The organism is Halorubrum sp. SP9, assembly GCF_005435015.1.
Classification (GTDB): Archaea; Halobacteriota; Halobacteria; order Halobacteriales; family Haloferacaceae; genus Halorubrum; species Halorubrum sodomense.
Genome location: NZ_SGXU01000014.1, coordinates 28,363 through 44,156, shown reverse-complemented (window position 1 = coordinate 44,156; position 15,794 = coordinate 28,363). Strand labels below are relative to the sequence as shown.

Sequence of the window (15,794 nt, the reverse complement as noted above, 5' to 3'; positions counted from 1 at the left end):
CGACGCCAATGGAAACGACGATCGATCAGTTCCGCCACCCGCATTATGACCGAGCGGCGACCGACCACTTGTATGCGCTGCGCGGTCGGCTGCGGCTACCGCCAGGAGGCGGCGGACGACGACCGGCGCGTCGTCGACGTCTCCGGGGACCCGGCCCACCCGGCCACCGGCGGCCGCACCTGCCAGCGCGGGGTCAGCGAGACCGTCGACCCCGGCGCGGACCGGCTGACGCGGCCGCTGATCCGTCGCGGCGGGTCGCTCCGACCGACGGACTGGGACACCGCCCTCGGCGTCGTCGCGACCCGGCTCATCGAGGCGATCCGGGAGAGCCCGGACAACGTCGCCGTGCTGGGGAGCGGGCAGCAGACGAACGAGGCCGCCTACGCGCTGGGGAAGGTCACCCGCGGCGCGTTCGGGACGCGGTACTACGACGCGAACACGACGCTGTGTATGGCCTCGGCGGTCATGGCGTACCACCAGGCGTTCGGCAGCGACGGGCCGCCGCCGACGTACGACGACATCCCGGCGGCGGACACCCACGTCGTCTGGGGCGCGAACCCCGCCGTCGCCCACCCGGTCCTCCACTCGTGGATCGAGAACAGCGCCGCCGGGGGCGACGGCGACCTGACCGTCGTCGACCCGGTGGAGACGCGGACGGCGGCGGCCGCCGACCGCCACGTCGCGCCCGAGCCGGGCACCGATCTCGCGCTGGCCCGCGCCGTCCTCGCCCGCGTCGTCGAGCGCGGTGCGGTCGACGAGCGGTTCGTCGAGCGACACACCGAGGGGTACGCCGAGGCCGTCGAGTCGCTCCCGGCCGCCGCCGACGCCGCGGCGACCGCGGACGTCCCGCTCGAACGGATCGACGAGATTGCCGGCGCGCTGGCCGCGGACTCGCTGATCTACTGGGGGATGGGCGTCAACCAGAGCATCCAGGGCACGGGGACGGCGCGGGCGATCATCGACCTCTGTCTCGCGACGGGCAACATGGGGCCGGGGAGCGGCCCGTTCTCGCTCACGGGACAGGCCAACTCGATGGGGAACCGCGTCTGCGCCTCGAAGCGGACGTGGCCGGGCCACCGGCCGTTCGACGACCCGGACGCCCGACGCGACGTCGCGGACGCGTGGGACGTGCCGCTCGGGCGCCTCCCCGACGATCCCGGGCCGGGGTTCGTGCGCATCGTCGACGAGCTCGCCCGCGGCAACGTCGACGTCTGCTGGACGGTCGCGACGAACCCGGCCGCCGGGATGCCCGACGCCGGCCACGTCGAGCGCGCGCTCGACGAGGCGTTCCTGATCGTCCAGGACGCGTTCCGGTCGGACACCGTCGCCCACGCCGACGTGGTGTTGCCCGCGGCCACGTGGGGGGAGTCCGAGGGGACGACGACGAACATGGAGCGCCGCGTCTCGCGGGTCACCGCGGCCGCCGATCCTCCGGGGAAGGCCAGACAGGACCTCGACGTCATCGCGGCGATCGGCAACCGGATCCACCCCGGCCTGTTCGACGACCCGCCGCTTGACCCGGGCGCGGTGTTCGACGAGATGCGCGCCCTCACCGCCGGCACGACGGCCGACCTGTCCGGGATCTCCTACGATCGGCTCGCCGACGAACTGGCGGTCCGCTGGCCCGCCCCGAGCGCGGACGCCGAGGGCGGCTACCGGTACCGCGACGGCGGCGACTGGTCGTTCGAGACGCCGTCGGGCCGCGCCCGGTTCTCGACGGCCGCGCACGCCGAGGTGCCGGAGCCGGTCGACGGCGAGTACCCGCTCACGCTGACGACGGGCCGGGCCGACGGCGTCTACAACACCGGCGTCCGGACGCGCGACGGCGCGGACGGGGCCCCCACGGCCCGGATCCACCCCGAGACGATCGCTCGCCACTTGGAGGCGTTCGACCGGGGGGAGACGGTGATCGCGTCCCGGCGGGGCGACGTGCGCGTCGCGGTGAGCGCGAACGACGACGTGCCGCCCGGAATGATCTGGCTGCCGATCCACAACGGGGCGATCAACGAACTCACGCTGTCAGCGGTCGACCCGGACTCCGCCGAACCGAATCTCAAGCAGTGCGCGGTGCGGATCGCGGCGCCGGAGCGACGCGGGCGCCGGGACCCCGAACCGGTCGCCTCCGAGTGATCTCCGGGCGCGCCGTTCCGGTAGTACGCGCCTCGTTGCCGGAGACGCGCTCCGCCGTTCTCGCTATTCTGTCCATGTAATGAACGATCATACGGTAAATAAATTTAAATCATGGCTTTTGACGGCGCTTATTTCTCACTAAGAAAAATTCTCTTTCTAAAATAAAGAATAAAATGGGCTCGAAGCGTGGGAGTTTGCTATTACTCATTCTATCAACTATCGACGTACATATGTCCATCAGTTATCTTATTAACGTCGGGTTCATGCCCTTTCAACGTGAATTACCGTACGTTCGAATGCGTCGAGGCGCAGACGGATGAGAAACCGACAGTCAGCGAGGGCGATCCGCACGGGCGGGCGCCGACCGGCGAGGGGTGGTGCGCGTGAACAGCCCGATCGAGATGACGAAGTACCGGACGCTGCTGCTCGCGACGGTCGGGTTCAACTTCTCCTTTTTAATCTGGTTCTCGTTCGCGCCGTTCACGGGGCCGATGGCCGAGGAGTTCGGGCTGTCGCTGGCCGAGATCGGGGTCTTGGCGAGCGCGGCGATCTGGCTGGCGCCGTTCGGACGGGTCCTCACGGGGTGGCTCTCGGACCGGTTCGGGGCGCCGACGATCTTCGCCATCGTGCTGGCGTACGTCGGGGTCTTCTCGATCTGGAGCGCGTTCGCCGAGTCGTACGCGACGTTCTTCGCCGCGCGGCTGATCGTGGCCACGGCGGGGATCACGTTCGTAATCGGGATCCAGCACGTCTCCGAGTGGTTCGAAGCCGAGGAGCTCGGCACCGCTGAGGGGATCTACGCGGGGATCGGCAACGCCGGCGCGGCGGGCGGGGCGCTCGTGCTCCCTCGGGTGTTCTCGACCGGGTGGGAGGGACCGATCTTCGCCACGAACTGGCGCGCCGCGTTCTTCTACACCGGCGTGGTGTCGATCCTGCTCGCGGGCGTCTACTACGCGTTCGGCGAGGCCGCGAAGAGCAGCGAGAAGCGCGCGGCGACGAGAGAGAGCGCGGGACTTCGAGAGTGGCTCTTCACCGCGACCCGGTACGGCACGGTCGTGTTGGCGCTCGCGTACGTAATGACGTTCGGGCTCGAACTGTCGATGAACGGGTGGCTCGCCACCTACTACCGCGAGGGATTCGGCACGCGGAACCTCGTGCTCGCGTCGACGTTCGCCGCGACGTTCTCCGTCGCCGCCGGACTGCTGCGCCCGATCGGCGGCTACGTCAGCGACCGGCTGGCGCGGGCCGAGCGGAACATCATCCCGCTGTTCCCGGGCCGCTACCGCGAGCAGTGGACGTTCGTCTCGCTGTGTTTCGTCGTGCTCGCGATGTTCGGGATGACGCTCGCGGGGCTCTCCGGCCGGGTGCTCGTCGCCCTCGGCGCCGGGTTCCTCGTCGGCATGGGCTGTGCGTTCTCCGAAGGGGCGATCTTCGCGCAGGTGCCCGCCATGTTCCCGGACAGCTCCGGCGCCGTGGCCGGCGTCGTCGGCGGCGTCGGCACCGTCGGCGGGATCGTCTACCCCCTCGTGTACGCCGCCCCGCTGCTTCCGAACCTCCACGTCGGATACGCGGTCGTCGGCGCGTCGATGATCCCGATCGTGGCGCTGGCGGCGTGGGTGTTCCAGCCCCGGATCGCCGAGCGGGCGACGGACGACGGGTTCGTGAGCGAGGGCGAGGCGGCGCCCGTCGCCGACGACTGACGGCGCGCGGGGGGACGCCGCCGCCGACCCCCTCGCTTATCCCTCGCGGCGCCGAACCCTGCCACGAATGAGCGAGGACTTCGGCCTGCTCGAACCCGCGGACCAGCCCGGCGACGAGTGGGAGCAGCTCGACGTCTCCGACACCGAGGCCGACCGGATCGCCCGGCGGCAGGACCGCGAGTTCGACGAGTTCCGCAAGCGGATCAAGGACACGGAGCAGTTCAAGCTCCAGGAGTCGGTGTTCGACGACGCCACGCTGGCCGCGGTGTACAAGCTGGTCCAGGACGGCTACGTCGACGCGTTCGGCGGGCCGGTGTCGACCGGGAAGGAGGCGAGCGTCTTCGAGGCGCTCGGCGGACAGGCCGGCGAGCGTCCCGAGCCGGGTTCGGAGGCGGCGGGCGGCGGGCCGGAGGGCGTCACCCCCGAGCGCGAGGTCGCGGTGAAGGTGTACCGGATCAACTCCTCGAACTTCCGACAGATGCGCGACTACCTGGAGGGCGACCCGCGGTTCGAAGGGATCGCGAGCGACAAGAAGGCGGTCGTGCTGGCGTGGACCCGCAAGGAGTTCGCGAACCTCGAACGCGCGCGCAAGGCCGGCGTCCGGGTGCCAGAGCCGATCGCGGTCCAGCGCAACGTCCTCGTGATGGAGCTGGTCGGCCACGCCGAGGACCGCGCCCGGCGGCTGAGCGAGGTCGACGTGGAGAACCCCGAGACCGCCTACGAGGTCGTCCGCGAGTACATGCGTCGGCTGTACGGCGCCGGGCTGATCCACGGCGACCTCTCCGAGTACAACATGATCATCCACGAGGGCGAGCTGGTGATCATCGATCTGGGACAGGCCGTGACGGTTCACCATCCCAACGCCGGGGAGTTCCTGAGGCGCGACTGCGAGAACGTGTCGGCCTTTTTCACCCGGCAGGGGATCGACGTCGACCCCGACGACCTCCGCGCGTACGTGACGGAGCCGGAGCCGGACCCGACCGGGGAGCCGGGAGAAGACCGAGGGCCGGGGTCGGGCGGACGGGACGACTCCGGAGAGGGGTCCGACGAGTAGATCGCGGCGACACGGCCCTCAAGAGGCTGGAGACCACCGTCACGCGGCCACACACCGCCCGCGGCGGAACACCCTTAAAAGGCTCCGCCGGGTACTCCGTGATATGCAACACGTGACGGTTCCGCAGGACCGGATCGGCGTCGTCATCGGCGCCGGCGGCGAGACGATGCGGGAGATCGAAGAGCGGGCGAACGTGCGGCTCGACATCGACTCGGAGTCGGGGAGCGTCGCCATCGAGGAGCGCGACGACCCCGTCGCGGCGATGGTGGCTCCCGACATCATCAAGGCGATCGGCCGCGGCTTCAAGCCGGAGACGGCGCTGTCGATCCTCGACCACGACCTCCGGACGCTCGACCTGATCGACCTGTCGGAGCACACCCGCAACGACAACGACCTCCAGCGCAAGAAGGGCCGGATCATCGGCGAGAACGGTCGCACGCGAGAGCTGTTAGAGGAGCTGTCGGGCGCCAACGTCGTCGTCTACGGGTCGACCGTGGGCGCGGTGGGCCAGCCCGAGGAGCTCGAAGTGGTCCGGCGGGCGGTCGGGATGCTGCTCGACGGCGCGCCCCACGGCGCGGTGTACTCGTACTTGGAGCGCATGTCGAACGAACTCGACGACGACGTGAGCTTCAACGCGCCGCAATAATCGGCAGAATTTCTCGGAGTCGCGGGCGGCGTCGCTGTTTGTCTATAAACTGCTGTTATTGGTGATGTGGAGAACTCCTCCAAAGCCCCAGTCGCTCGCTTATAAGCACCTGACCACAGATCGACGGCGAACATCTCCAAAGCCCCAGCCGGGAGGCGGGCGCACGCTCGCTGTCGTTCGAGACGCCGACGGCGTCTCGTGATGACGAGAGAGCTTCGCTCTCTCGAACCACGCTCCTCGGTCACTCACTTCGTTCGCTCCCTGTGGTGCTTGCGTCGTCATCAGAACGCTTCGCGTTCTGATTGGCTCGCGAGAGCGAAGCTCTCGTGAACGCCTGCGCCCGCCTCTCGGCAGCGTGGCGGTACGCGCCACGGGCAACCGGCGGCGGAGCCGCCGGTGACTGCCCCTTTGCGTCCCACCCCCACAGCAACCGCACCGCACCGCGACCGCAGCCTCACACCTCCCCAGCCTCGTCGCTGGCACCCTCCGCTTCGCTCCGGGAGCCAGCGACTCCCTCGCGCGTGCGGTTCGCGCCGCGGTGCGGCGCTCACCGGCACGCGCCACCGCAGTCCGTTTATAACCTATTTGCGTCCAGCAGTTGATCTGGAGTTCTATAAAAAGGGCCGTGTGAACGCACCGCATACCGGTCGATACTCCCCCACCGTGTTGCGGTTTCGCACGATACGAGCGAAGGATTTATATAGAATCACAAACAATCAATGGTCGTAATGTCACAGCGTCAGCGGATGGGCAATCAGCCCATGATCGTACTTTCTGAAGAGTCGCAGCGTACCTCCGGAAAGGACGCGCAGAACATGAACATCACGGCCGGCAAAGCGGTCGCGGAGTCGGTCCGCACCACGCTCGGCCCGAAAGGGATGGACAAGATGCTCGTCGACTCCGGCGGGTCCGTCGTCGTCACGAACGACGGCGTCACCATCCTGAAGGAGATGGACATCGACCACCCGGCGGCCAACATGATCGTCGAGGTAAGCGAGACGCAGGAGGAGGAGGTCGGCGACGGCACTACCTCCGCGGTCGTGGTCGCCGGTGAGCTCCTCGATCAGGCCGAGGAGCTCCTCGATCAGGACATCCACGCGACGACCCTCGCACAGGGGTACCGCCAGGCCGCCGAGGAGGCCAAGTCGATCCTCGAAGACGAGGCCATCGACGTCTCCGCGGACGACCGCGACACGCTCGTCGAGATCGCCGAGACGGCGATGACGGGCAAGGGCGCGGAGAACTCCAAGGACCTCCTCGCCGAGCTCGTCGTCGACGCCGTCCTCGCGGTTCAGGACGACGACGGCATCGACACGGAGAACGTCTCCGTCGAGAAGGTCGTCGGCAGCTCCATCGACGAGTCCGAGCTCGTCGAGGGCGTCATCGTCGACAAGGAGCGCGTCGACGAGAACATGCCCTTCGCGGTCGAGGACGCCGACGTGGCGCTGTTCGACGGCGCCATCGAGGTGAAGGAGACCGAGATCGACGCCGAGGTCAACGTCACCGACCCCGACCAGCTCCAGCAGTTCCTCGACCAGGAGGAGGCCCAGCTCCGCGAGATGGTCGACCACCTCGTCGACATCGGCGCCGACGTCGTCTTCGTCGGTGACGGCATCGACGACATGGCCCAGCACTACCTCGCGCAGGAGGGCATCCTCGCCGTCCGCCGCGCGAAGTCCGACGACCTCAAGCGCCTCGCCCGCGCGACCGGCGGCCGCGTCGTCTCCAACCTCGACGACATCGAGACGGACGACCTCGGCTTCGCCGGCTCCGTCGCCCAGAAGGACATCGGCGGCGACGAGCGCATCTTCGTCGAGGATGTCGAGGAGGCGAAGTCCGTCACGCTCATCCTCCGCGGCGGCACCGAACACGTCGTCGACGAGGTCGAGCGCGCCATCGACGACTCGCTCGGCGTCGTCCGCACGACGCTGCTCGACGGGAAGGTGCTGCCCGGCGGCGGCGCCCCCGAGGCCGAGCTCGCCCTCCAGCTCCGCGACTTCGCCGACTCCGTCGGCGGTCGCGAGCAGCTCGCTGTCGAGGCGTTCGCCGACGCCTTGGAAGTCGTCCCGCGCACCCTCGCGGAGAACGCGGGCCTCGACCCCATCGACTCGCTGGTCGACCTCCGCTCCCGCCACGACGGCGGCGAGTTCGGCGCCGGTCTCGACGCCTACACGGGCGACGTGATCGACATGGAGGCTGAGGGCGTCGTGGAGCCGCTCCGCGTCAAGACCCAGGCCATCGAGTCCGCCACCGAGGCGGCCGTCATGATCCTCCGCATCGACGACGTCATCGCGGCCGGCGACCTCAAGGGCGGCGGCACCGACGACGGCGGCGACGAGGGCGGCCCCGGCGGCGCGCCCGGCGGAATGGGCGGCGGCATGGGCGGCATGGGCGGTATGGGCGGCGCGATGTGAGCTTCGCGTAGGCCACACCACCCACACCGACCGCAGCCGCTTCGCCGAACCGTCCGCAGACCGACCGTCGCGCGCCCCCTACGGGCCCCGACGACACGCGACTTTTATCGACGACCGACCGCGTAGCGGTCCGCTCGTCGCTCGCCCGCGTCTCCCTTCGCCTCACCGCGCACCGCGCTACCGACCCTCACATTCGGCTCGTGAGACACGAGGGTAACACCGGCGTAACCACCGGACGGCGGTGTCCGCGAGCGGTTAAGTGACTCCCGGCCCTCCGATCTATCGACGAGGTTCTCACGTTCACCATGCCACAGCAGAAAGCCGACTACGCAGACGAGACGGAGATCGACGCGGAACTGGACGGGCTTCCCGACGACGAGACCGTCGAGGAGACGGTCGCCAATCTGGAGGAACGCGGCTTCGACGTGATCGTCGTCGACGACGCCGACGAGGCGCTGGCAACCGTGAAATCTCAGATCCCCGCCGGCGTCTCCGTGATGAACGGGCACTCGACGACGCTCGAAGAGATCGGGTTCGACGAGTTCCTGAGCGAGGGCGACCACGAGTGGGAGAGCCTCCCGGACCAGATCTGGGGCATCGACGACGACGCGGAGCGACAGACCGCGCGGCGCGAGTCGCAGACGGCCGACTACTTCCTCGGCGGTATCAACGCCATCGCCCAGACGGGCGAGCTCGTCGCCGCCGACCTCTCCGGCAGCCGGATCGGCGCGTACCCGTTCGCGGCGGGGAACGTCGTCATCGTCACCGGGATCAACAAGATCGTCCCGACGCTCGACGACGCGTTCGACCGGCTGGAGTCGGTCGCGTACCCGCTGGAGAACGAGCGCGCGCAGGAGGCGTACGGCGTCGAGTCCGCCGTCGCCAAGCAGCTGATCTACCGCCGCGAGACCGAGGAGGGTCGGACGACGGTCGTCCTCGTGCGCGAGCAGCTCGGGTACTAAAACCGGCTGGTCGGACGGGCTCGACGAGCCGTCGCCGGCCGTTAGAAGACGACGGTCGCAACGATGGATGTCGCAATGACGATCAATATCCCGAGCAGCACGTACTGGATTTTCACGTTGACACTCGCCCGGTCCGTGCGGTGACGGTCGAAGAGCGCTGCGCGACGGTCCACCGATGGAGTCCCCTCCGATGCGGAGTCGTCTCCCCCTGAATACTGGAAGAGACACTCACTCATACATACCGTCAACGAGCGGCAGATGTTAGTTGTTTTGATGGTACCTACTAATAGTGTGTTTGTTCGTTAATCCTCGACTACCGAATCATTAGAATCCGGGCCCACTACGATTCTGTATTCACACGACGTGTCGTGGAGATTGGCGGATATGACACCATGAAAAGGTTAATTAATATTTAGATACTAACGGTATATCATAGGTGTGTCTACTGCCGATCTCGGCGCGGATCTCGGAGAATGCCGAAACGCACGAGCGGATGTTATCCTCGCTCACACGCCAAAATACGTTGAAGTAGCCCAACATTACTCGAAATAGTTGTTGAAATAATAAGTTCAAAACTTATATATGAACTCGGTTACACATATTAATCAATGGATAACACGATGGGTCAAACCGGCGACGAGCTGATAGGCGTGGACGAGAACACCCCCGAGCTTGACTGGGCCGTGGTCAAGTCGCTGATGGACGCGCAGGCGAATACGAACACGTCCCTCGAACGGTACCTCCTGTACGTCACCCACGACGAGTTCGACCTTGACGATCAGCACATAGAAAGGTGCCTCTCGGAGGCGATCACGCACCACGAGCGCGCCTTGGAGGACCTCAAGGTCGCGCGCGAACTGATAGCCGAAGACGCCGACTGAAAGAACTTTCCGCCGTGTATAGCTTATACGCCGACCATCTCTTTTCATAAGGATATATATACGATCACGTTGGTTATCAGGTGATGCGGCTGACTGTCCCAACAGACTTCGAGATCTTACAGATCCTCTCGAACGGGAGGCGCAACAACGCTATCAACATCGCTGCCCACCTCGACAAGAACAGATCCTACGTCAACACTCGCCTCCCGGTGTTGGCCGATTACGGGCTACTCGATCGCGTCGGACCGGCGCCGAACAGCGGGCTGTACGAGATCACGGAGAAGGGACGGGTCGCGGCGAGTCACCGGGCTGAGTACGAGAACGACGACGTCGACTTCGAGGCGCTGATCGAGCGGAAACTGGCGGAACGGGAGTAGCTCGGAATCGGAGGTGCGGTCGCGGTCGGAGGGCTGCGTGTCACCGCGGATTCCGCTTGTCGGGTACTGATCCGTGAGAGGCATGTCTGCGTCGATTTCGACGCGCACGGCACTGCGGCCGCGCACCGAAATCAGGGACCGAAATGTCGCTCGAAAACATCGTCCGTTCTATATACTAGTAGTATGTACTGGATGCTATGATACCCATCGTCAATACGTTCGACCTGAGCGTGTTGCGATGTCTCTCAGCGATCGGCGGCGGTAACGTGACGAAGGTCACTCAAAAACTCGATCGCTCGCGTACGTACGTGCGGGCGAGATTGGTCACGCTCGCGGAGACGGGCTACGTGCGGGCGATCGGGGTCGAGCCGCGCTATCACACGTTCGAGCTCACGTCGGCGGGTCGGTCCGTGGCGCGGCGCGCCGAGACGTGTCCGGACGCGTAACTCTCCCGTCGCTGGCGGACCGAGTCCGGAGGCCGTCTCCCCGGTTCTGTCGACCGGTAACTACTGCTTACCGGAGGTAGGAGCGTTCTGCGGCGGGTTATACTATTCCTACATACTGTCAGTAGATATAAGTGGTTAGATGAGATAAGTGACAACTGCAACGTGAAGTGCGTATTAGAACGGTCAATCGGCGTACAGGGCGAGGTGATTGCGCATCAGTGGCGATGACAGACGACAACAGCGGGGACGACGCCGCGGACCTTACGCGGACGACGATCGAGCTGGACCGAGAGGTCTGGCGGGAGGTTCGCTCCGACGCGGTCGCGGACGGGGCGAACGTCTCCGAGAAGCTCGAGGAGGTCCTCGTGGACTACTACGAGTTAGACCGATGACACGGGGAGTCGACGGCCGCGACGTACCAGTCGTGACCCGAACGACCGAGGCGTATCGCGCGACGACCGACACGAAGACGACAACACAAACACGCGCTACATGACAGACGACAATAGACGGAAGAAGACGCAAGCGGTCTTCTTCTCGCTCGTGATGGTGCTCTCCGTAGTGGGGGGGACTGTCGCGTTTGCGGGGAGTGCCGCTGCGGCAGTAACAGATAGCTCCAATACCGCTCTGGATTCTGCATCGGTACAGCCAGGTGGTTCGATAAGCGGTGACTACAAAGTAAATACGGGAGGCGATGTTCAGATCGTACTGGACGTCGATGGAGACGGAGTACTCGATACTGAAGACACACAAATTACCAGTAGTTCTGGTAGCGCAGACACTTATGTATTTAGTGGCCTGAGCGTTCCCAGTAGCGCTGCTGAAGGCCAAGCACAAGTCCGGTTTGTGCAAACGGCTAATCAGATCGGTAGTGGTAATCAAATCAACGCTGACGTGTCGCGTTCGATTGTCATCGACGATGACGGCGCGCCAACGATCCAGAACCCGAGTATCGGCGGTGTCACGACTGACAACCAGAGCGTCTTTACCGTCGATGTCTCCGACAACGACGGTATCAACGCTGGTGGCTTCTCGGTCGACATCGGTGACGACACGGGACTCACCACAAGTGCCGACGGAGTCTCGTACAGCAGTTCCGCTGGGGAACTGACCATTGATCCGAGCGGGGCCGACGTGTCCGATTACCCGGAAGGCTCGGTGACCGCAACCGTGACCGCTGAGGACACTAACGGACTCACCGACACGCAGAGCTTCTCGTTCACCGTCGACTCGGAGCCGCCGACGCTCACGTTCACGCAGCCCACCGACGGCGGGTCGCTGAACTCTGCGTCGGACATTACGGTCGACATTGCCGACGCGACGACGGGTCCCGACACGACGACCATCGACGCGACGCTCAACGGTCAGACGCTCTCGGAACTGAGCAACACCGAAGTTGACGACGACGACGCGTCTGACGGTATCGAGTACGCCAGCGGAACGCTAACGATCTCGCCGGGTGAGGCTAACATCCCGAGCCTCCAGCAGGGTTCGAACACGATCTCCGTGACGGCCGCTGACTCGCAAGGTACCAGCGCGACTGAGGAGATCTCGTTCGAGTTCGACGACGTTAGTCCGACGGTCGAGAACATCGACGTGTCGGAAGCTCCGATCAACAACTCTGACGCTACTGAAGATCAGCTCATCACCGTTACGTTCAATGAGGACATGGATACGTCGGTGACGCCGGAGATCAACATCGACACTGACGGTGACGGTCAAGCGTCGGATGAATCCACTTCTGACCAAGATATCGCAACGCTGAAAGAGGGTATCGACAACAACGGTTTCGGGAAAGACAACGGGTTCAATTCGGAAGCCAGAACCTATAACGCTGTAATCTCCAGCGCTGACTTCCCGGCGGATTCCAACCAGACGCTGAACTTCGTCGTCACGAACGCAAACGACGTGTCCGGCAACGCGCTGGACACCAGCGCGGACACTGGTAGCATCTACGTCGACACGAACTCCCCGACTGCGACCGCAGATGCTGATACAGCCATCCCGGACAACATCCGTGGAACCATCGACGTCACCGAGTACTTCACCGTTGACAGTAACGGTGAAGGCGCCGACGAACAGCTCGATGTCGTCTACACTTACGACGAAGAGAACGATGGTGACGCAGGGGTTTACGACGACGTCATCCAGAACCCGGAGACCTTCGACACTACGGTCCTGAACGAGACGGCCGTTGACTTCAAGGTTCAGGTTACTGACGACGTCGGAAACACGCAGACCGCCAACACTGAAGGCGTCGCCGGCATCAACGTCGACAACGCTGATCCCAGTGTCTCGGCCTCTGTAAGCGACGGTCACGTCTTTGCTGGTGACCTCACCGTCTCCGACATCTTCAACGTGCAAAAGGGCACGTACGAGAGTATCACGTTTGAAGCAGACGTGGACGGAGATAGTACGCTTGAAGAAGCTGGTACCGACAACACCTTCACTGAAACTCAAATTTCAGTGAGTGACGGAACTGAGTTCACCGCCACCGCAACTGTCACCGGTGACGCGAGCGTGACCCAGGACCCGTCGGCATCGGTCGATGTCGTTGTCGACGACGCTGACGATCTTGGTGTCGCGACGACCGAACAGGACAACGGTGACGTGAAGATCACGCTCACCCCCGAGCCTGGCGCGACGCTGCAGTCGACTACGGTTACGGCGACGCAGAACGACGGCTCGGCCGAGATCACCCTTGACGAGTCTGACTTCACCGAGAAGCAGGACCGCTTCGGTGACTACTACTACGAGGCGACGATCAGCAACGCGCCTGACGGCTCGTACGATGTCGACGTCGACTCGTTCACCGACAACGCGGATCGAACGCAGGAGAACATCGACGTTACTGATCCCGCTGTCATCGACAACACCCAACCGGGCATCGAGAACGCCTACGTGACTGACGCTGACGGCGACTCGATGCAGATTACGGTCGTGTTCAACGAGTCGGTTACGGGTGCCGCTGCTGCCGACTTCGCTGTCGACGGTACGGCAGCAGACGGGATTGGCGGTGAAACTGACGGTGATGACACCCTCACGCTCACGATCAACCGGAACATCCAGACTGGCGACGCTCCGCCGGTTACGGTCACCGGTACTGTCTCTGAAGAGTACGATGGTGCTAATGAAGCCGCCAGCGACGATGTTGCGGACGATGACAACACCGGTCTCCACTCGCTCCAGGCCACGCTGGACGAGGGGCTGAACTCGTTCTCGGTCCCGGCCGCGTCCGGCGGCTTCAGCGCGACGGAGCTTGAGGATGCCGACGGATTCCAGAGTGTCTGGTACTACGACGCGACGTCCGGCGAGTGGGTCAACTGGGTCCCCGCCGACGGTAGCGACGCTGCGCCGTTCATCGAGGGCGGCGAAGGGTACCTCGTCGAGATGAGCCAGCAGAGCACGGTTGACATCAACGTCAACACGCAGCCTGGACTCGACGATCCGTTCCCGACGGCCCAGACGCTCGATGAGGGCTGGAACCTGGTCGGTCACTACCAGGAGGGTGCACAGGAGGCAACCACCGGCACGAACGACGCATTCGATTCCATTGCCGGCAACTACGAGACCGACAGCATCTACGCACAGAACGGCGCGAACCCTGTCGCGTACGAAATCCTCCCGGGTGACGGTGACCGAGACATCAAGCCTGGTGAGGCCTACTGGGTCCGCATCACCGCCGATGATGTCAGCTACACTGAAGAGCCGATGACCAGCGCACCCGGTCCGATCGCTCAGATCGCATAGAACTCAGACTAACCCTTTTTTTTATTAATAAGGTGATACGTAAATGACAACAAGGAACTATACACAGACGGCGACACGCATCGCTGCCGTCCTAGCCGCGGTCCTCGTCGCGACAAGCATGGTCGGTGGTGTCGCGCTCGCTCAAGACGGGCCGCCGTCGGTACCCCATCGGATCTACGGATCCGTGGCGGACGGCGACGGCGACGCCGTCACCGGCGGGACCGTCGAGATCGTCTACGACGGGAGCGTCGTGACGACCACGACGACAGACTCCAACGGGGAGTATAGCGTTCAGGTCGACGATCCCGACGCGGGCACACAGGACGAACAGATAGCCGTGCGCGTGCCCTCGATAGGCGCCTCACAGACCGTCACCTACAGCTCGGGTGAAACCACTGAGGTTGTCTTTAACGAAGGCACTGAGACGACCCCGACTCACACGTTCGAGGGGACGGTCTCGAACACCGAGGGGAACGTCGGCGGCGCGACCGTCGACGTGACCTTCGACGGCCAGACGCTGAACACGACGCAGACGGCCAGCGATGGCACCTACAGCGTCACAGTAGAGCAACAGGCCGGACTGGTCACCGGCTCGACCGTCGGCCTGAACGTGTCTGGGATCTCGATCCAAGACACGAACGTCACGAGCCAGTGGCAGTCCGGCGGCTCGACGACGGTCGACATTACGGCCCCGGCGCTCTCCGCAGACACGTTCTCGGGGACCGTCGAGGACCAGAACGGTGACGCATTCGAGGGCGCGACCGTCTCGGTCTCGACGACAGACGGTACGCTGTTGGGCGAGGGAACGACTGCCGCCGACGGCAGCTACTCCCTTGAGGCCTACCAGAACGGCGGCGTCGCTGACGGTGACACCGTCAACGTCAACGTCACGGGAGACGCTCTCGCAAACGCTGGCACGACGTCGACCTGGGAGTCCGGTGGAACGACGACGGTCAACTTCACCGTCGATCGTGTCTCCCCCCAGACCATTACCGGGACCGTCGAGGATCAGAACGGCGACGGCGTCGGCAGCGTGAACGTCGAGGCGGCCTCCGACGGCGCGTCGCTAGCCTCGACTACGACGTCCGGCGACGGCAGCTACTCGCTGTCGGTCGCCAGCACGGACTCCACCGAACTCGCCGACGGTGACACCATCACCGTCACCGCATCGGGGAGCGACCTCGATGAGGGTGACTCCGGTACCGTACCGTTCGAAGCTGGCGGCTCCGCCACGGTTGACCTAAGCGTCACTGTCACCAGCGGTGGCGGCGGTGGTGGCGGTGGCGGCGGCGGTGGTGGCGGTGGTGGCGGCGGCGGCGGCGCGCCCGCTGGCGGTGGCGGCGGTGCTGACACCGGCGACGACACTGGTGACGATACCGGCGACGACACTGGTGACGATACCGGCGACGGTACCGGCGACGACACTGGTGACGA

At 64.9% G+C, this 15,794-nt stretch carries 13 protein-coding genes and 1 pseudogene; 13 read left to right on the top strand and 1 reads right to left on the bottom strand.

The genetic code is table 11. The features are described from left to right. Positions 1-45 precede the first annotated feature (45 nt). The 6 genes from nasA (at position 46) to EXE45_RS09930 (ending at position 8,906) form a co-directional block, all read left to right on the top strand. Positions 46-2,130, top strand: a complete 2,085-nt coding sequence (gene nasA / locus EXE45_RS09955; RefSeq protein WP_137694232.1) for an assimilatory nitrate reductase NasA — start codon at positions 46-48, stop codon at positions 2,128-2,130. Between the two features lie 401 nt (positions 2,131-2,531). Next, positions 2,532-3,830, top strand: a complete 1,299-nt coding sequence (locus tag EXE45_RS09950) for an MFS transporter (protein ID WP_137694258.1) — start codon at positions 2,532-2,534, stop codon at positions 3,828-3,830. A gap of 67 nt (positions 3,831-3,897) precedes the next feature. Beyond that, positions 3,898-4,884, top strand: coding sequence for a serine/threonine-protein kinase Rio1 (gene rio1 / locus EXE45_RS09945; protein ID WP_137694231.1), 987 nt, complete (start codon positions 3,898-3,900; stop codon positions 4,882-4,884). Between the two features lie 103 nt (positions 4,885-4,987). Further along, positions 4,988-5,530 (top strand): KH domain-containing protein, encoded by a 543-nt coding sequence (locus tag EXE45_RS09940; RefSeq protein WP_008444741.1) that lies wholly within the window; start codon positions 4,988-4,990, stop codon positions 5,528-5,530. Between the two features lie 761 nt (positions 5,531-6,291). Further along, positions 6,292-7,944, top strand: a complete 1,653-nt coding sequence (thsA, locus tag EXE45_RS09935) for a thermosome subunit alpha (protein ID WP_092919384.1) — start codon at positions 6,292-6,294, stop codon at positions 7,942-7,944. Between the two features lie 305 nt (positions 7,945-8,249). Continuing rightward, a complete protein-coding gene (locus EXE45_RS09930; protein WP_092919386.1) occupies positions 8,250-8,906 on the top strand; it encodes a lactate utilization protein in 657 nt (218 codons plus the stop codon). 41 nt (positions 8,907-8,947) lie between these two features. Here EXE45_RS09930 and EXE45_RS09925 read toward each other — a convergent pair whose 3' ends face one another. Beyond that, positions 8,948-9,142: a hypothetical protein gene (locus tag EXE45_RS09925; protein WP_137694230.1), complete on the bottom strand. Its 195-nt coding sequence runs from the start codon at positions 9,140-9,142 to the stop codon at positions 8,948-8,950. Positions 9,143-9,514: 372 nt separating this feature from the next. On the opposite strand from EXE45_RS09925, the gene EXE45_RS09920 reads away from it, so the two are divergent. The 7 genes and pseudogenes from EXE45_RS09920 to EXE45_RS09900 all read left to right on the top strand — a co-directional run. Continuing rightward, positions 9,515-9,787, top strand: coding sequence for a hypothetical protein (locus EXE45_RS09920; RefSeq protein WP_137694229.1), 273 nt, complete (start codon positions 9,515-9,517; stop codon positions 9,785-9,787). 83 nt (positions 9,788-9,870) lie between these two features. Continuing rightward, positions 9,871-10,164, top strand: a complete 294-nt coding sequence (locus tag EXE45_RS09915) for an ArsR family transcriptional regulator (protein WP_137694228.1) — start codon at positions 9,871-9,873, stop codon at positions 10,162-10,164. A gap of 197 nt (positions 10,165-10,361) precedes the next feature. After that, on the top strand, positions 10,362-10,610 hold the full coding sequence (locus EXE45_RS09910) for a helix-turn-helix domain-containing protein (protein WP_137694227.1): 249 nt from the start codon (positions 10,362-10,364) through the stop codon (positions 10,608-10,610). Positions 10,611-10,828: 218 nt separating this feature from the next. Beyond that, entirely contained in the window at positions 10,829-11,002 is a 174-nt protein-coding gene (locus EXE45_RS19620; protein ID WP_158294259.1) for a hypothetical protein, read from the top strand. 100 nt (positions 11,003-11,102) lie between these two features. Then, positions 11,103-11,201: pseudogene (locus EXE45_RS21835) on the top strand (surface glycoprotein); the annotation flags it as partial. Positions 11,202-11,504: 303 nt separating this feature from the next. Beyond that, positions 11,505-14,360 carry a hypothetical protein gene (locus EXE45_RS09905; protein WP_241989458.1) on the top strand — a complete coding sequence of 952 codons (2,856 nt, stop codon included), beginning with the start codon at positions 11,505-11,507 and terminating at the stop codon, positions 14,358-14,360. 184 nt (positions 14,361-14,544) lie between these two features. Further along, positions 14,545-15,794: hypothetical protein (locus EXE45_RS09900; RefSeq protein ID WP_199233613.1), on the top strand; the 1,250-nt coding region annotated here is incomplete at its 3' end.